General features: G+C 46.8%; 17 protein-coding genes. 11 read left to right on the forward strand and 6 right to left on the reverse strand.

The window, feature by feature from the left end:
• Positions 1–8: 8 nt before the first annotated feature.
• The 4 genes from ACFSRY_RS16140 to ACFSRY_RS16155 all read left to right on the forward strand — a co-directional run bounded on the left by ACFSRY_RS16140 (position 9) and on the right by ACFSRY_RS16155 (position 3,889).
• Positions 9–1,325, forward strand: coding sequence for a PQQ-dependent sugar dehydrogenase (locus tag ACFSRY_RS16140; protein WP_377510058.1), 1,317 nt, complete (start codon positions 9–11; stop codon positions 1,323–1,325).
• A 59-nt stretch (positions 1,326–1,384) separates the two neighbouring features.
• Positions 1,385–2,272: a cysteine synthase CysM gene (cysM, locus tag ACFSRY_RS16145; RefSeq protein ID WP_377510061.1), complete on the forward strand. Its 888-nt coding sequence runs from the start codon at positions 1,385–1,387 to the stop codon at positions 2,270–2,272.
• A gap of 100 nt (positions 2,273–2,372) precedes the next feature.
• Positions 2,373–3,227: a pirin family protein gene (locus ACFSRY_RS16150; RefSeq protein ID WP_377510064.1), complete on the forward strand. Its 855-nt coding sequence runs from the start codon at positions 2,373–2,375 to the stop codon at positions 3,225–3,227.
• A 194-nt stretch (positions 3,228–3,421) separates the two neighbouring features.
• Complete coding sequence (locus ACFSRY_RS16155) at positions 3,422–3,889, forward strand: SRPBCC family protein (protein ID WP_377510067.1); 468 nt, start codon at positions 3,422–3,424, stop codon at positions 3,887–3,889.
• Positions 3,890–3,967: 78 nt separating this feature from the next.
• Here the strand turns inward: ACFSRY_RS16155 and ACFSRY_RS16160 are convergent, their stop codons facing one another.
• A complete protein-coding gene (locus ACFSRY_RS16160) occupies positions 3,968–5,020 on the reverse strand; it encodes a pseudouridine synthase (protein ID WP_377510071.1) in 1,053 nt (350 codons plus the stop codon).
• A gap of 129 nt (positions 5,021–5,149) precedes the next feature.
• A complete protein-coding gene (gene rluF / locus ACFSRY_RS16165) occupies positions 5,150–6,139 on the reverse strand; it encodes a 23S rRNA pseudouridine(2604) synthase RluF (protein ID WP_377510075.1) in 990 nt (329 codons plus the stop codon).
• A gap of 184 nt (positions 6,140–6,323) precedes the next feature.
• Here rluF and namA point away from each other — a divergent pair, with 184 nt between their 5' ends.
• Together namA and ACFSRY_RS16175 are read left to right on the forward strand one after the other, a co-directional pair.
• Positions 6,324–7,397, forward strand: coding sequence for an NADPH dehydrogenase NamA (gene namA / locus ACFSRY_RS16170; protein WP_377510078.1), 1,074 nt, complete (start codon positions 6,324–6,326; stop codon positions 7,395–7,397).
• A gap of 54 nt (positions 7,398–7,451) precedes the next feature.
• Positions 7,452–7,736, forward strand: coding sequence for a GNAT family N-acetyltransferase (locus tag ACFSRY_RS16175; protein ID WP_377510083.1), 285 nt, complete (start codon positions 7,452–7,454; stop codon positions 7,734–7,736).
• A gap of 167 nt (positions 7,737–7,903) precedes the next feature.
• On the opposite strand, the gene ACFSRY_RS16180 is transcribed toward ACFSRY_RS16175, so the two are convergent.
• Together ACFSRY_RS16180 and ACFSRY_RS16185 are read right to left on the reverse strand one after the other, a co-directional pair.
• Positions 7,904–9,259, reverse strand: a complete 1,356-nt coding sequence (locus tag ACFSRY_RS16180) for a hypothetical protein (RefSeq protein WP_377510086.1) — start codon at positions 9,257–9,259, stop codon at positions 7,904–7,906.
• 210 nt (positions 9,260–9,469) lie between these two features.
• On the reverse strand, positions 9,470–10,090 hold the full coding sequence (locus ACFSRY_RS16185; RefSeq protein ID WP_377510089.1) for an HAD-IB family phosphatase: 621 nt from the start codon (positions 10,088–10,090) through the stop codon (positions 9,470–9,472).
• Positions 10,091–10,244: 154 nt separating this feature from the next.
• Here ACFSRY_RS16185 and ACFSRY_RS16190 point away from each other — a divergent pair, with 154 nt between their 5' ends.
• Positions 10,245–10,508, forward strand: coding sequence for a hypothetical protein (locus ACFSRY_RS16190; protein ID WP_377510092.1), 264 nt, complete (start codon positions 10,245–10,247; stop codon positions 10,506–10,508).
• Between the two features lie 79 nt (positions 10,509–10,587).
• On the opposite strand, the gene ACFSRY_RS16195 is transcribed toward ACFSRY_RS16190, so the two are convergent.
• On the reverse strand, positions 10,588–13,035 hold the full coding sequence (locus tag ACFSRY_RS16195; protein WP_377510095.1) for a zinc-dependent metalloprotease: 2,448 nt from the start codon (positions 13,033–13,035) through the stop codon (positions 10,588–10,590).
• Between the two features lie 201 nt (positions 13,036–13,236).
• Between ACFSRY_RS16195 and ACFSRY_RS16200 the strand changes: the two genes are divergently transcribed.
• Genes ACFSRY_RS16200 through ACFSRY_RS16215 form a run of 4 tightly spaced genes read left to right on the forward strand, consistent with a single transcriptional unit; the run spans position 13,237 to position 16,385 of the window.
• Positions 13,237–13,707 (forward strand): c-type cytochrome, encoded by a 471-nt coding sequence (locus ACFSRY_RS16200; protein ID WP_377510098.1) that lies wholly within the window; start codon positions 13,237–13,239, stop codon positions 13,705–13,707.
• Between the two features lie 15 nt (positions 13,708–13,722).
• Positions 13,723–14,373 carry a 3-keto-disaccharide hydrolase gene (locus ACFSRY_RS16205; RefSeq protein WP_377510101.1) on the forward strand — a complete coding sequence of 217 codons (651 nt, stop codon included), beginning with the start codon at positions 13,723–13,725 and terminating at the stop codon, positions 14,371–14,373.
• Positions 14,374–14,400: 27 nt separating this feature from the next.
• Positions 14,401–15,309 (forward strand): SMP-30/gluconolactonase/LRE family protein, encoded by a 909-nt coding sequence (locus ACFSRY_RS16210; RefSeq protein WP_377510104.1) that lies wholly within the window; start codon positions 14,401–14,403, stop codon positions 15,307–15,309.
• Positions 15,310–15,338: 29 nt separating this feature from the next.
• Positions 15,339–16,385 (forward strand): NAD(P)-dependent alcohol dehydrogenase, encoded by a 1,047-nt coding sequence (locus ACFSRY_RS16215; protein ID WP_377510107.1) that lies wholly within the window; start codon positions 15,339–15,341, stop codon positions 16,383–16,385.
• A gap of 65 nt (positions 16,386–16,450) precedes the next feature.
• On the opposite strand, the gene ACFSRY_RS16220 is transcribed toward ACFSRY_RS16215, so the two are convergent.
• Positions 16,451–17,089: a class I SAM-dependent methyltransferase gene (locus ACFSRY_RS16220; RefSeq protein ID WP_377510110.1), complete on the reverse strand. Its 639-nt coding sequence runs from the start codon at positions 17,087–17,089 to the stop codon at positions 16,451–16,453.
• Positions 17,090–17,118: the final 29 nt, after the last annotated feature.

A 17,118-nucleotide genomic window follows, 5' to 3' on the forward strand; every position in this document is an offset into this window, starting at 1 on the left:
AAGAAACCATGAAGAAATCCTGTAGCCTGGTTATAGCCTTTGCCTTTTTGTGGGGGTGCAACTCAAATCATCCTGTAGTACAGCAACAACCGTCTACTGTCACCACTCCGGCTGGCCTGACCGTTACCTTGCCTCCTCCACATGAGACGAAATCGGATATGAATTTTCCGGAGGTGATCGGGTGGAAGAACGGTAACAAACCCAAGGCACCTGCCGGTTTTACGGTGAACAAGTATGCTGATGGTTTACAAAACCCGCGCTGGATGTATGTAACACCAAACGGAGATGTATTGGTAGCCGAGGCAAGTACAGAAGTTGGCTTCTGGAAACGAATCGGGGCGAAGATTATTGGCATATCCAAGGCAATGGCTTTAGGCAACAGTGCGAACCGCATTACCCTGTTCCGCGACACCAACGGAGACGGTACGCCGGACATTCGGAAAATTTTCCTCAGCAACTTGAATCAACCGCTGGGAATGCTGGTACTCGGCAATTTCTTTTATGTGGCAAACACAGATGGGGTCTGGCGCTACCCCTATCAGGCGGGGCAGACAAGCATCGAAGCAAAAGGGGAGAAGATACTGGACCTTCCGGCCGGTGGCTATAACAACCACTGGACAAGAAACATCATCTCCAATGCCGATGGCTCAAAAATTTATGTGGCTGTAGGATCAGCCAGCGATCATGGGGAGCATGGGATGAAAGAAGAAGAGCGCAGGGCAAACATTCTGGAGATAAACCCTGACGGCACCGGAGAACGCGTTTACGCCAGCGGCCTTCGCAACCCTGTTGGCATGGACTGGGCTCCGGGCACCAACACCCTCTGGACCGCAGTGAATGAGCGTGATGAGCTGGGGGATGAGCTGGTGCCTGATTACCTGACGAGTGTGCAGGAAGGCGGATTCTACGGATGGCCCTATTCGTATTTTGGAAGCCATGAGGATCCACGAAGGGTGGGGGAGCGGCCTGACCTGGTACAAAAGGCCATAGTGCCTGATGTGCCCCTGGTAGCACATTCTGCCTCCCTGGGGCTGGCTTTTTATGATAAGGATGCCTTCCCCGGGAAGTACAGGAACGGGGCATTTGTCGGGCAGCATGGCTCCTGGAACCGTTCCGAATTAGTTGGTTATAAAGTAGTATTTGTACCTTTTGCAAATGGCAAACCTACTGGTCCGGCAGAAGACTTTTTAACAGGCTTTTTTGCAGAAAAGAATGGAGATGATGTTTTCGGCCGTCCGGTAGGTGTTACGGTGATGCCAGATGGAGCATTACTTGTTACGGACGATACCTCCAACACAATCTGGCGAGTGAGTGCCGATAAATAGCGAAATTCAAAATTTTCATTCCTGGCAGTTAAATCTAATCCAAACTTTATTCTTCTAACATGGCAACCTTATTAGACTTTATCGGCAACACTCCATTGGTAGAGCTGAATCACATTAATATTAAGCCCGGTGTAAAACTCTACGGAAAACTGGAGGGAAACAATCCGGGTGGCAGTGTGAAAGATCGTGCCGCTTATAACATGATAAAAGGTGCGCTGGATAGGGGGGATCTGAAGCCGGGAATGAAGCTGATAGAGGCAACCAGCGGAAACACTGGGATTGCACTGGCCATGATTGCGCGGCTGTTTGACGTGGAGATAGAACTGGTAATGCCTGCGAGTGCCACAAAAGAGCGGGTGCAGACAATGGAGGCTTTCGGAGCAAAAGTCATACTTACCCCTGCAGAAAGATCTATGGAGGGAGCCATAGACTATGTTGCAGAACAGGTGGAGAAAGGAGGCTACCTGGTGCTGAACCAATTTGGCAACCCGGATAATTATAAAGCTCACGTTCGTACCACTGGTCCCGAGATCTGGCGCGATACCGGGGGAAAGGTCACGCATTTTGTTTCATCCATGGGAACGACGGGTACTATAATGGGCGTATCGCGGTACCTGAAGGAGCAGAACCCGGAGGTGCAGATTATTGGAGCGCAGCCAGTGGAAGGTTCCCAGATTCCAGGTATTCGGCGGTGGCCGAAAGAATACCTGCCGAAGATCTTTGAACCAGAGCGTGTTGACCGAACCATAGATGTAAGTCAGGCAGAGGCCACAACTATGACAAGAAGGCTAGCCCGTGAAGAAGGCATTTTTGCAGGTATGAGCAGTGGTGGAGCTGTGCATGTGGCAACAAAGCTGATAGAAGAGTTAGCAGAAGGAGTAGTGGTTTGCATAATCTGTGACCGTGGTGACCGCTATTTATCTTCTGATCTTTTCGCACAGAAATAGTATGGTTCATCAAATCCATAGTTAGAAGTTTTGACTTGGTAATTTGCTTCTGAGACACATAAGCTGTAATTTAGTGTAGGTACATTGAATAGAAATCAAGATGAGAAAAATAAAGAAAATACACAAGGCCATTAGTGCCCCCATGGGTGACCTGGTAACTTATAGAGCATTGCCAACCAACACCGTTGAGTACATTGATCCGTTCCTGTTTCTGAACCACCACGGTCCGCAGGTGTACAAGCCAAATAACCAGGGGCTGCCTTTTGGTCCGCACCCGCACCGGGGTTTTGAAACGCTTACATTTATACTGGAAGGCGATATCACCCATCAGGACACAGGCGGAGGCAAGGATGTGATTGAAGCTGGCGGGGTGCAATGGATGACCGCAGGGTCGGGATTGATACATGCCGAGGTATCCTCAGAAAAGTTTAAGAAGGAGGGAGGGCCACTGGAGATTTTGCAACTGTGGTTTAACCTGCCGGCAAAGTATAAAATGGTAAAGCCAGCTTATGTTGGACTGCAGAAGGATAAGATTCCGGTGGTTACAGAAGATGAGGGTAAGGTAAAAGTGAATGTGATCTCAGGTAGCTGGGGCGAAACCAAAGGACCTATTCCCTCACTAAGTGATATACACATGGCTAGTGTTGAGTTACAGGAAGCGGGGAGCTTTACAACAACCGTAGCTGCTGAGCGAAACGTTTTCTTCTATGTGGTGCGCGGAAGTGTGAAAGTTAACGGGGAGAAGGTGGAGAAACTGCACCTGGTGGAGTTTTCAAACGAGGGGGAGGAAATAAAAGTAGAGGCCCAGGAAGAAAGTTATATCCTTTTCGGGCACGCCAGGCCTTTCAATGAGCCTGTGGTAGCACATGGTCCTTTTGTGATGAACACAGAGCAGGAAATACAGGAGGCTTTCCGTGATTACCAACTGGGCAAAATGGGTAGCTGGGAAGAGTAGGCGTAGTAAGAGAGTATAATTTTGAGCCATTAGTTAAGGCGCTGTATAAGATACGGCGCTTTGCTTTTTGCTATAAGTCTCAGTTCTTTAAGCCACAGGCCTTAATTTGTTTGGTAGTTTAACTCATGTTATATTTAAACAGGTTTATTCTATAAGCTCCTTTCATTTTTATTTAAATAACCAATCATAAGTACATGGCGAACATTTATCATCAGGTATTAATCCATGCAAGCTGCGCTACGGTATATGAGGCCATTACCACGCAGAAAGGTCTCTCTGAGTGGTGGATAGCAGATTGTAAAGTAAAACCAGAAGTAGGGTTCGTAAATGAATTTCATACGGAAGGGCATGCTAACGTTTACATGAAAGTACTTACCCTGCAGCCTGACTCTTTTGTAAAGTGGGAGGGTGTTGAATCTGGTGATGCCTGGACTGGTACACATGTTACTTTTGCGCTTTCTGAAAAAAGCGATTTTACCTGCCTGGACTTTAAGCATACCGGATACGCCGATGAGGACGAATTATATGCCACCTGCAATTACCACTGGGCACGCCACCTGTACATGCTCAAAGTCCTCTGCGAAACGGGCTTTACTTTGCTAGACCGCAAGCAGGAAGCAAAAGAGTGTTTGGCGGTTTCTGTAAGTAGAGAGCAGGTTTAGACCTTAATATCGTTTAAAGCGAGAGCCCCTGCTATTTATTACTGTAGCAGGGGCTCTTGCTTTATAGGTTAACTATCCTCAGCGTTTTGTTGAACGCTTTGGAGAAGCGCCTCTTCCTGCAGTTGTTCCTTTGCTGCTGTTTTTTGATGCACCCGGTTTCCCGGTTGTATTTCTGCCGGCAGAGCTCCTTGCACCGCCTTTTGTGTCTTTCGTACCACCTCGTGTGTCTTTCGCACCACCTGAGCCCGTTGTAGCTGGTCTTGACTTACCGATTCGCTTACCCGATCCACTGAATTCTGCAGCGCCTGCTTTGTTTGGCTTCTGGTAACTATTTCTTTCAGTAGATGCTTTATCTCTACCAGCGCTCCCTTTATAGCCAGACTCCCTGAAATCAGCCTTTCCTTTTGCTGCAGGTTTAACTGGTTTGGAGGAAGCTACTTGTTTCAGGCTTTCCACTTCCTGCCCGGTGAGTGTGCGCCAGTGGCCTTTCTGAAGCTTTGTCAAAGTTATGCCCTGTACCCGAACACGCTGCAGGAATGTAACTTTATATCCTAATGCCTCACAGGTCTTTTTAATGCTATGGTTCATGCCGGGTTCCAGCACAATCCTGAAGCGGGTTGTCGATTCCTTGTTAACCACCGCTTTCTTTGGATTGCCATCCTCGAAAGAAGCACAGGCCTCGCTAAGCTTAGAGATGAAATCAGAGGAGAAAGGCTTATTGACCGTAACCACTAATTCTTTCTCCAGTTTATTCTCAGCTTTTGAAAGTTTTCTAACAAAGTCGCTGTCGTTGCTCAGCAGCAACACCCCTTCGTCTTCTCTGTCAAGTTTGCCAACAGGCTGTAACGAAGCGGGATGATTTATTGCCCGTACCACATTATCACGCACGCCCATGTCTGCGGTTACCGACATGCCTGATGGCTTATTCAGAACAAGGAACACAGGTGCCTCGTCCCGAACGGTCAGGAGCTGATCGTCTATCCTTACTTTGTCTTTTGGGGTTACTTTGGTTCCTGCTTCCGGTTCTTTACCATTCACAGTCACTCTTCCTTCTTCAATCAGGCGGTCTGCCTCCCGGCGGGAGCAGAAGCCTGAGTCGCTAATAAATTTATTTAGTCGCTTTGGTTCCATTTTATATTGTGTGGCGCTATACTTCAGGTATGTAGTAAGTTCTACTTTCTTTTGTTGCGCCAGATTTTATGAAAAGGTAAAATTACAGGAAAAGGAAATAAGATTTACGAATGAATATTTACGAAAGAACTATCTCCTTCTTCCGCCTTTCGCACCGGCACTTCTTCCTTTACCCCCAGGCGTAGTGCCCTTCGATGCTCCCCGGGAGCCTCTTGCTGAACTCGAGCTCTTAGGCTTATCCCGTTTACCGGCTGCCGTGCTTTTGCCTCCTTTTGGAGCACTTCCCGACCGCCCTCCAGGCTTACCGGCAGGAGAACCACCCCCGCGTGACTTTGGCTTATTACTTTTACCAGGAGTTGGTACCTCTCCGGTTCCAGAGCGTTTTTTACTCGTAGAGCCTTCTTCCGTTTTAGTGGAACCTGCAATCAGGCGTTGTAATTCAGCTACTTCCGGGTCCGTCATGTTTCGCCACTGGCCAAGCGGGATCTTACTCAGCGAAAGGTGCATGATACGGGTTCTTTGCAATGTCTGCACTTCATAACCCAAAGCCTCGCACATGCGCCTGATCTGGCGGTTCATACCTTGGGTGAGGGTTATGCGGAACCTGTTGGCTCCTTCCTGCGTCACTTTGCATTTCCTGGTGTTCACACCGAGTATAGAGACCCCATTGCTCATCCGGTCCACGAAATCCTGGTTGATGGGCTTGTCTACTGTCACCACATACTCCTTCTCATGCTTATTACCGGCACGCAGAATTTTGTTTACAATATCGCCATCGTTGGTCAGGATGATCAGGCCTTCGGAATCTTTATCCAGTCGACCAACGGGAAAGATACGCTCCGGGTAATTCGTGAAACTGATGATATTGTCTCTTTGGGAAGTATCGGTAGTGGTTTCTATCCCCGGAGGCTTGTTTAAAAGCAGGTACACAGGCTCCACTGCATTTACCTCAAGCAGGTTTCCGTCTACGCGTACTTTATCTCTGGCAGTTACTTTTGCGCCTACTTCCGGACGCTTTCCATTTACAGTTACGCGCCCCTGCTCTATCATTTTGTCAGCCTCACGGCGGGAGCAGAAGCCCGAGTCGCTGATAAATTTATTTAATCTGATCGGTTCCATATTATGGTGGTGCGGATTACGGAATACTCATGGTTTTATAAGCATCAGTAGCCTGTACTATACATCTTTCTTCAAAAGTACGGGAAAAGAGGTGATTTAACTATTGTAGGATAGCCGGAGACAAAAACTCTAAACTTTGTACAGCGGTATATGTTAGCTGATGTTTCAGATTTAAAACCGATTTATGTCTATCCTATTTTCGCCGCTTCCTATCCGGGGCATTACGCTAAAAAACAGAATTGTGGTGTCGCCTATGTGCATGTACAGCAGTGAAGACGGCTTTTCCAACGACTGGCACCTGGTGCACCTTGGCAGCAGGGCAGTTGGCGGGGCCGGCCTTGTTTTTACTGAAGCAACAGCGGTTGTGCCGGAAGGACGAATTTCACCGCACGACCTTGGCATCTGGAAAGATGAGCATGTGGAGGGGCTAAAAAGAATTACCAGCTTTATTGCAGGGCAGGGTTCGGTGCCGGGAATTCAACTGGCCCATGCGGGGAGAAAAGCAAGTCACCACAGGCCATGGGAGGGAGGCGCAGCTGTTTCCCCCCAGGAAGAACAAGGATGGCAGACAGTGGCTCCAAGTGCTGTGCCTTTTAAGGAAGATAGCCCCACTCCACATTCTCTCTCCGAACAGGAAATAAAGGGAATAACAGCGGCTTTCGAAGTCGCTGCTAAGCGGGCTTTGAATGCGGGCTTTAAAGTGATAGAGATACATGCGGCACATGGTTACCTGTTCCACGAGTTTTACTCTCCGCTCAGTAACAGGCGCACAGATAAATATGGCGGTTCTTTCGATAACCGCATCCGGTTCCTGTTAGAAGTGACAGAGAAGGTGAGAAAAATAATGCCTGATGACCTTCCGCTGTTTGTGCGCATTTCTGCCACCGACTGGGTAACAGGAGGCTGGACAGTGGAAGATTCTGTAGCTCTGGCACTGGAGCTTAGTAGGAGAGGGGTGGACCTGATTGACTGCTCTACCGGCGGCAATGTACCCCAGGCTGCTATTCCGGTGGGGCCAGGATACCAGGTGCCCTTTTCTCAGCAGGTAAGGCAGCAGGCTAATGTAATGACCGGGGCAGTTGGGTTGATAACAGGTGCCAGGCAGGCAGAAGAGATACTGAAAAATGGCCATGCGGATGTGGTGCTGCTGGCCCGGGAGCTTTTGCGCGACCCGTACTTCCCTTTGCATGCTGCTGTAGAGTTAGGGGAGGAGCAGGCATGGCCACCTCAATATGAGCGGGCAAAACCACGAAAATAGTCCAACAACAGGTTCTCCGTTTCGTAAAAGCTATGGTAATAATTTTGAACGACAATGACTGAAGACATAATTCACGACGAAGAAGATCTCCGCTTTTATGTGCCTTTCAAAGAAGATGAGGCGGAATTAACCTATACTTATCCTGAAACGGAAGTGATGGATTTTGACCACACATTTGTGCCGGAGGCATACCGTGGCCAGGGTGTTGCTGATAAACTAGTGCAATGCGGGCTGGATTATGCCCGGGATAATAACTATAAAATCATTCCCTCCTGCCCTGTAGTCGAAACATACATTAAGCGGAACCCGGAGTATAGGGATATTGTGCACCCTGAGTAGTTCTTAGACTAAAAGATAAAGAACCTCTACCAATGAAAATGTCCTGCACTTTTCTAAATGCAGGACATTTTCATTGATGTAGAGGTCACGACTCCAGGTTTATCTGTCCTTTAAGCCTTAAGGGCAAAGAGTAGGGCTTTTTAGATTATGGCTTATACTTGCTCGTTTTAGAGCATGTCAAAAAGAGTAGCAGTAGGAAAAACCACAACTACATCATGTCCATAGAAACTTTTTAGATTATGATCTTCCTTTAATTCGGGAGACTTCGCAAGAAGCTTTTTCATTTCGGTGTTACCTTGCAGGCGTACAGGTTGGTCCTTGTTTTTCTTGAAGTCAGCAACAAGGGCAGAGCTTACGGGTGTAAGCCCGTCAATTAACCTATAGCCCTTTTTGCCTTCTGCAGAAAAGCATTTTTTGTAATTTGAGACAAGATATTTAAGTCCTGGGTTGTCAGTTTCATACTCCTGATTCATATTGGAGGCTGGAATATCATAGCTCAGGTTAACCAGTTTGATTGAATACACTTTTCCTTTTGTGGGAGCATATTCATTGGCCAAATACCATCCTTCCCAATTCATAGCCTCTTCGTCACCGTTACCAGCTATGTATATGCGGGAATGGCTGGCACCTCCTATAAATATACTGTTGTGCTCTTCAATCAACTTTCCAAAAAGAGCCTCGTTCGTCAGGTTGTCTTTTATCTGTTTTAACCTGGCGGTAGAGAATATCCTGTCAAAGGAACCATCCCCTTGTGCTCTTGATGCAACTTCAGAATCATACCTGACTCTAAAGTTCAAAAGAACATTTTTAAGAAAAGCTTTATTCAAAAATGGCTTGCCTTCTACTGCGAAATTTTCTGGTGAATTCTGAATCAGAGAATCCATGTAAGCGACTATCCCGTCTGTGAATTGCTGTTCCTTATTTATCATAGCGAACAGTTTTTTGTCACCCAACTGTTTAATATACGGTACAATGACGCTATTTAAAGTGTAGCCTAAATCCTGCTCAACATCCGTACAGGCTACCGTTATCTTTTTGTCTGGGTGGGTTGCGTTCCACTGCTTTAAACTTTTCAGTAGATTAACAGACTCCTGCGATCTAACTACAGGTTTCAATACTTTAAGATAAGGCTCACAGTCTACTCCCTCCGGGCAGTTAATATAGGCATTTATGTAGGCTGTGCTGGAGTAGGAGTTCTCTAAGACGAGCACCGGAAAGCTTCCCTTTTCATTGGCGTAAAAGATTATGGCTTCCTCCATGGCGCTGATAGATGACATCCAGTGATTTTCCCCCAGCATTAAAACCTTCTTTGTCTTGATGGCTTTGTCTAACCAAGACAGATCATATTGGCCTTTTTTAGAGGTGATGGTTTTATTTTTAATGCTCTTAACGGCACCAGGTGTAACGTTATGGGAATACACAGGACATTCTTTTCCTGTTTGTGCCAGAAGTGGACCTGCGGAGAAGAAGAGGCTGAATAGCAAAATGATAAGTTGTGCAACTGATAGGAACCCGTTTCTCATAGTTTGTATAGTTGTAGGTTATGTAGTTCAGATGCAGGAGCTTTTCAAAAGGTTGTCTGAAGGCGAGTAAAAAAGTTAATAAAGGAAATTGGTAGAATAGTGTGTAACAGCCACACTATCAGATGCCGGCATTTAGCAAAAGCTAACAAAGAATTAGCTGAAATAGTAATGGAAGCAGGTAAGCTAAGGGGTGGCTATAATGGGAGATGCTTATCCCTGGTAGGGTTTTATTTTCTTGTCTTCCACCAGAAAGGCTTTATCTGCCTTGTCAAGAATAGCTTCTTTGCTATCAGAGTAGGCTTCTATTATTCTGAAAGGTTTTCCTGCGAAGTCTTTGTTTATCCTTACCAGTTTTTCTTCATCCTTGCAGGCTTTGCCAATTACTTTATAGGTACCGTTCTCGTACCTGGTCTCTGTACCGGCAAAATAGTCGACGTTGTACATGTCAAACAAAGGCTTTACATACATCTCTAGTCCACCGGTTGCACAGTATATTGTAGTACCCTCTTTTCTGTGCTTGTCAAATATGCTTTTCAGCTCATCGTTAAAGTTTTCCGGGTACTCTTGTTGCCAGAATTCCTCTGCATATTTTTTAACCTGCTCTGGCTGCAGGTGATCCAGGTAATTGAAAAAGTTCTCTTTGAATTCTGTCTGCCTGATCTGGTTGAGTTTATTCAGGATTTTGTAGTAGGCCATCTGAAAATAGTAGTGAAAGCGCTTCGGCTCTTTAGACAGAACGAATTTGAAGAACTCATCTTTAGAGTGTTTGTTGTAAAAAGTGCCATTCAGATCGAAAACCACTACCTTAATTTCTCTGTCACTACTTTCCATGGTTAATCCTGCTAATGATGATGCTCTACCTTTCACGCATATTCTGCTATTTTGTTCGTATTAGTATGTTCTATTGCAGCTAGAGGGGAGATGCAAAAATGAAACTAATTTAGCGCCACTGCACTTAATTATTACCACTATACCTTACTTAAAGATGCTGGAGTACTCAATGTTTGAAAGGCTCCCCTTCAGGAGCCAGGCAGAAATCATAGCCAAAGACGGTACAGTACTTGCCCAAAGGAAACACAACAAATGGGTTGTCACGCTTTATGCCGTTAACAATTCTTTTGTTGAGCTTTGGACAGGGGAGGATATACAGGTTTACAGCATATTTAAACGGTCTGCTAATGCGCTAGCTGTTCTTGAGCCTTATGTTGAAGAAGTTGATGTGCAGGATGTTTGGGGCGGGAGTGTTTGAAATAAGTAAATGATTTAAAAAAGGACGCCGTTTTTGTTAAGTAACACAAAAACGGCGTCCTTTTTTACTGTAGTTTGTTCTACTCACATCCAATAATCTCCCCGCTTCCAATCGGCGACCCAGGAGGCAGGTCCAATACTTTGCTTGGTTTAATATCCTCAGAAACAGGTCTGTTTAAGCGATTCAGTGCGAAAGCCAGGTGAGCCTGGTATGCATTCTCTTTATGGCTTTTCTGTTTACTTTCTATAAATGATTTCAGGTCCTTAAGAGCATTGTTAGCTACAGCCCTTGCCTGGTAAGAAGCATTTTCGTTGTGCGCCAATGCCAGCAAATGTGTAAGAATTACCTGTTCGGTTTGTAGCTGAACTACCTCCTCCAGGCCTTCTTTTCTGCGACTCTTCCAGGTGCTTTCAATCGTTTGCTTCAACACATCCTGAAGACTAAGGCTGTTGCTGCGGGCCCCAAGTTCTACCAAACGTGACGCTCTCTCCGGGTGAAGCAGGAATGAAAGGGTAAAATCAGCAGAGGCTTCGGCAGCAGCCAGAGGGTCAAACGTAAGTCCGGTGCGTTTCTCAAATAGTTCCCGACTATTGCGTAAGCCTGGAGCGCGTGGGGGAATCTGGCTTATGATGCGCTCCGGCAAAGTCAGTACCTCCGGAGAGATAGTCTTAAGCACTGCATCCAGGGCTTTTTGCTGTTCCCTTTTATCAACTACCTCCGTAACCAGCTGCTTATCGCCCCTGGCAGCATATGTATAGTTTACCCCACCAATCAGCTTAACAACGGCCTCCGTCTGGTACCTGTGATAGTTGTAGATAGGAACAAGCACATCCTCCAAAGTACTCATAGGTGCTCCCTGCTTGATATTTTTCTCTGAGAAGTTCTGCAGTGCCTTCTCCCGAACACGCAGCACTTGCAGCAGTTCATCGGTAGCGTTGGCGCCATTATCCCATAAGTGCGCCACAGGATGGGCTCCCCCCGGAGCACGGGCATCACGATCCGAAATAAACAATAAACCGTCTACCCGGCTTTTAGCCAGTATTTCATTCAAGGCTTTTTCTTCATTTGTACCTTTCGGGAAATCCTGGTAACCATAGGCTACCGCTACTTTATCCCAGGCACCGATTCCTGTACCATAGGCACTGCTAAGGTCAATATTACCAGCTCGGTCTATCTTGGCCTGCGGGTGCGGGTAATCCATAACAGAGGCATTGTTGTTGGCAGCATAGTTATGCATGATGCCCAGCGTATGGCCTAACTCGTGTGCGGAAAGCTGCCGTATGCGTGCCAAAGCCATATCCATCATCGCTTTATTTACCGGCTTGCCCTCTTCATAAGGAGCCAGCAACCCTTCTGCGATCATGTAGTCCTGGCGCACGCGCAGGGAGCCCAGAGAAACATGTCCTTTGATAATCTCTCCTGTTCTGGGGTCTACCACTGAGGCACCATAAGACCAGCCGCGTGTGCTGCGGTGCACCCACTGGATGATGTTGTAGCGCACGTCCATCGGGTCAGCCGTATCAGGCAATACCTCTACCCGGAAAGCATCTTTATAACCAGCTGCTTCAAAGGCCTGGTTCCACCAGCGGGCACCATCCAGCAGGGCGGAACGAATAGGTTCAGGAGCACCATTGTCTACATAATAAACTATAGGCTTTACAGCCTCCGACACCTTTGCAGCCGGATTTTTCTTTTGCAGGCGGTGGCGTGCGATAAAGCGTTTCTCAATATCCTCTCCAACCGGTGTGGCATAGTCAAGGTAGGAAATGCCAAAGTACCCTGCGCGCGGATCCATGGCACGGGGAGTGTAGTTATTGTCAGGTAACTGAATGAAGGAATGGTGCTGGCGCAAAGTAAGTGCCTGCACATCCGGGGCAACTTCCCGAACATAGCGGCCAGCATCTTCTCCGCCTGTAAAAGTTAGCGTTGCTTCAAATTCTGTGTTTTCAGGAAAGTTTTTAGTGCGTGGCAGGTATAAGGCTGAACGGCTTGCATCCAGTTTATAGCTGCCCTGCCTGCTGCGTTTTATACTTCCGGTTACATCATGCGCATCGCGGAGCAGGAAGTCCGTAGCGTCTACCAGGATCCTGTTGCCATCTGCTGCTTCAGCTTTGAAACCCCAAAGGATTGACTGTGCAAAGGATTCCTCAACGGCACGTCGTTCATTTTGATTCTCTGAAGTGGCACGGTAAGCCATGTTTGGCTGCACGAGCATAATTTTAGGCCCCTGCCTGTTAAAGTATACAACACGCTCACCACCTAACTGGCCACGGTCCAGCCCAATATCATTGGAGCCAAGGCCGGCAGGAAGCGAATTAACATACAGGAACTGCTGGTTCAGTTTGTCTATTTCTAACCAGATTTTTCCGGTTTCATCATCGTAATAAAAGTTGAAGTAGCCCGGGTACTTTTTCATGCCTGCTGTTTTAGAGGCGATGGAAGGGAGCTTTTGAGCAACTGCTACACTTGCTGTGAGCAAAGGCAGTAGCAGAAGTAGCCATAAGCTTCTTAGAACAGGTGATTTCATTCGTTTCAGATAGGTTGTTTAGGTTGATATGGTAAGGTAAGTAATTTAAACTTCTTTTTGTAATTCCAGCTTTATTGGGGACTGCTGCGAAGTTGGTGAGAAAATATTCTTTCCCTGATTAGGTTCAACTTTTACAAATCCACACCACCCGAAACTCATCTTGCCGTATAAACGAACTTACCTCTAAACAAAGCACAGAACATGAAAAAGGTATTATTCATTTGTAGTTGCTGCCTCTTTTTAGCTGCATGTGGTGGTGGCAATGAATCCGATTATGATAAGTACTACGACGAAGACCGTGAGCAGGTAGCCGGCGAGGCGGATGACGGCCCTGTAGCGCAAACAAAAGTGGGTGCCGATGCGGGAGTTAACGACATGCAGGATAATGCTGCTGTTGCCACTGAGACGAATCCGTATGCTAAAGGTGAAAAGCTGATTGCCATGTCTGATTGCCTGTCATGCCACAGAGTTGACGAGAAACTGGTAGGGCCATCCTATAAAGAGGTTGCACAAAAGTATGAGTTCAACGATAAGAACGTAGACTACCTGGCCGGCAAAATAATAGAGGGAGGAGCAGGAGTGTGGGGGCAGGTACCTATGACGCCGCACCCGAACATTAGCCGTGAAGATGCCCGTGAAATGGCAAAGTATGTTCTCTCGCTAAACCAGTAATACCCACTTATTAAGTTGAAAGGAGAGGGTAAAGAAGGTAACAGCGCAGGCTGGACTGTTCTTTTTGATGGTAAGTCTTTGGCAGGCTGGCACCCATACAGGAGGCATGCCAAAGGCAAAGCCTGGAAAGTAAAAGAGGGGGCCATACATCTGGATAAGTCTGGTGAAGGAAGTGAAGAGCGTGCAGACCTGGTAACGGATGAATTGTTCAGCGATTTTCATCTGCGACTCGAATGGAAAATAAGCGAAAGCGGCAACAGCGGTGTTCTTTTTTATGTGCAGGATGATCCGGAACGATATGAACAGACATGGATGACTGGTCCGGAAGTACAGCTACTGGACAATGAACGGCATCCTGATGCTGACATACCTAAACGCCGCGCCAGTGACCTGTATGATCTGATCGAAAGCGCTCCAAGCTCTGTTAACCCAGCCGGAGCCTGGAACTCGACGGAGATTGTGTCGGATAAGGGGATACTTGAGATCTACCTGAACAGGGAAAAAGTTATCCTGACAAAACTATGGGATGATAACTGGCAACAGTTGAACTCGACAAGTAAGTTTAAAAGTATCCGGGGCTTTGGAAGCTACCGGTCAGGAAGAATAGCCCTGCAGGATCATGGTGACGAGGTGTGGTTCCGGAACATCATAATCAGAAAACTATAGTCTGAGGGAGTTTAAGCAAATAATATTTTGAGCAACAATCAGGAAACCAAAATTCTTATAGCAACCCTGGAGCTTGATGCCAATGCAAGGCTAGGGGAAGGAGCGCTGTGGCACCCAACAGAACAGCTTCTTTATTGGGTAGATATAGAAGGGCGTGCGCTGCACTTGTATGACCCGGAAAGTGGTGAAGACAAAAAGCTGGATGTAGGCGAAAGGATCGGAACGGTAGTGCCCATTGAAGAGGGAGGTGCTTTGGTGGCGCTTCAGAACGGTATTTTCCGGATTGATATTAAAACCGGAGAACTCACCTTTGTCAGCAACCCGATCAAAGAAAAGGATATACGCTTCAATGATGGCAAATGCGATCCGGCTGGTCGTTTTTGGGTAGGCACCATGGCCCTGGATACACGGGAGGGAGCGGCAAAACTTTACCGGATGAATCAGGACGGTAGTATAGATGAAGTGCTGCACAACCTCACTATCTCCAACGGCATAATATGGTCTCCTGATAAAAAAACAATGTATTTTACGGATACCCCTACGCAAAAGGTGAAGTCATATGCGTATGACAACCAAACAGGCGAAATCAGTAACGAAAAGGTCATAATAGATATTCCGGAGTCGGAAGGTGCCCCTGACGGAATGACAATTGATGCCGGAGGTAATTTATGGGTGGCGTTACATGGTGCCGGAGCCGTAGCCCAGTATAATCCTGTAACCGGAAAGCTATTACAAAAGGTAAAGGTGCCGGCTACAAATACGACATCCTGCGCTTTCGGGGGGAAGAACCTGGACACGCTATACATTACCACGGGCAGAGAATGGTTGAGTGAAGAGAAACAAAAGGCCTACCCATTAAGTGGCGGTCTGTTTTTTGTAAAACCAGGTGAAAAAGGTTTGCCCGCCAACTTTTACAAAGGCAGTTTAAAAGGATAGAAATAAAATAAACTATAAGCCATAAAGCTATGATACAAACAAAAGGATACGCAGCGCAGGACGCCAGCACTCCATTGGCCCCTTTCGATTTTGAACGCCGGGAGGTTGGGGAGCATGATGTACAAATTGAAATTCTTTACTGTGGCGTGTGCCACTCTGATTTACACCAGGTGCGTAACGAATGGGGTGGCGCCTTGTACCCGATGGTACCCGGACATGAAATAGTTGGCCGTGTGGTAAAAGTGGGCGAAAAGGTAGATAAGTTTAAAGAAGGAGACCTGGCAGGGGTAGGTTGTTTTGTTGACTCTTGCCGTCATTGCCATAGTTGTAACGAGGGACTGGAGCAATACTGCGAGAATCATCTGGTAGTTACCTATTCAGGCCTGGAGAAGGACGGAAAAACAGTAACGCAGGGGGGATATTCTAACCAGATTGTGGTGGATGAGAAGTATACCCTCAAAGTACCTGAAAACCTGGATCTCTCCCGGGTTGCGCCCTTGCTCTGTGCCGGTATCACAACGTATTCCCCCATGAAGGAGTGGAAAATAGGTAAAGGCCATCGTGTTGGGATTGTAGGTTTAGGTGGTCTAGGACACATGGCAGTTAAACTGGCCGCATCTATGGGGGCCGATGTGACAGTGCTCAGTACCTCACCGGAAAAAGAGAAGGATGCCAGGGAACTGGGTGCTCATAATTTTAAGAACACCAAAGACGATGAAGTGATGAAGGAGATGGCAGACTCTTATGACTTTATCATTGATACAGTATCCGCTCCCCATAACTACAACAATTATTTAACGCTGCTGAAAAGAGACGGAACGATGATCCTTTTGGGAGCTCCTCCTGCTCCTGCCGAGGTTATTGCTGCTAATCTGCTTTTCAAGCGCAGGCGTATGGTTGGTTCACTGATCGGAGGTATTGCTGAAACACAGGAAATGCTGGATTACTGTGCAGAACATAATATCATGTCTGATGTGGAGGTAATTCCGATTGACTACATAAACGAAGCCTATGAGCGGATGCTGAAAGGAGATGTGAAGTACAGATTTGTTATTGATATGGCGAGCCTTGACTAAAAGGCTTCTGCCTTGCTAAACTATTAAAGAGACTTACCCTTGACTCAGGTTAACGGTAAGTCTTTTTATGATTTAGGAGTGTCTCTTTTTCTAAGCACCCAAGTAGTCATACTCCGTTCATTTTCTACCAACACTGTTTTGAGTGGCTCCAGCATCTCTGCATTAAACTGTGTCACTATCTCCCGCAGCATTTCCTCATCGGCAAGAAACCAGGCTACCCCGTGTGGCATCAGGTACTTTCTGCTGTTTACCTTCTGCAGCTTGCCCTCCATGCAGATAGTGGTGCTAAGCCGGCAGAAAAGCATTCCATCAGGTTTCAGTACCCGCCACAGTTCTTTAAGTATGGATTTAAAATGCTGTTCGCTGTTAGAAAAGTGTAAGACAGCGCTGCAAATTACCACATCAAAAGAAGCATGGGCGAATGGTAGCTGTGACAGGTCTGTAACTACAAAGTTGCCTGGAGAAAGAGTAGGGGCTAGGGTGGCTGCTTTCTGCTTCAGCTTTCCGATGGCTTCTTCGGATATATCAGCACCATATACTTTTACACCCGCCTGCATAAGATATTCCACATTCCGGCCACTTCCACAGCCGGCATCTAAAAGGGGCATCCCTTTTGCAATTCTCCCTTTCAAAAGCTGGTCGAACAGGTAGATGTCCATATCGCCAAATTGTTGCCTGATGGAGGTAAGGGGAATGTGAAACATGACCAATGTGTTGTAAAATTTATACCTGG

It is taken from the genome of Pontibacter locisalis (assembly GCF_042684605.1).
Taxonomy (GTDB): domain Bacteria; phylum Bacteroidota; class Bacteroidia; order Cytophagales; family Hymenobacteraceae; genus Pontibacter; species Pontibacter locisalis.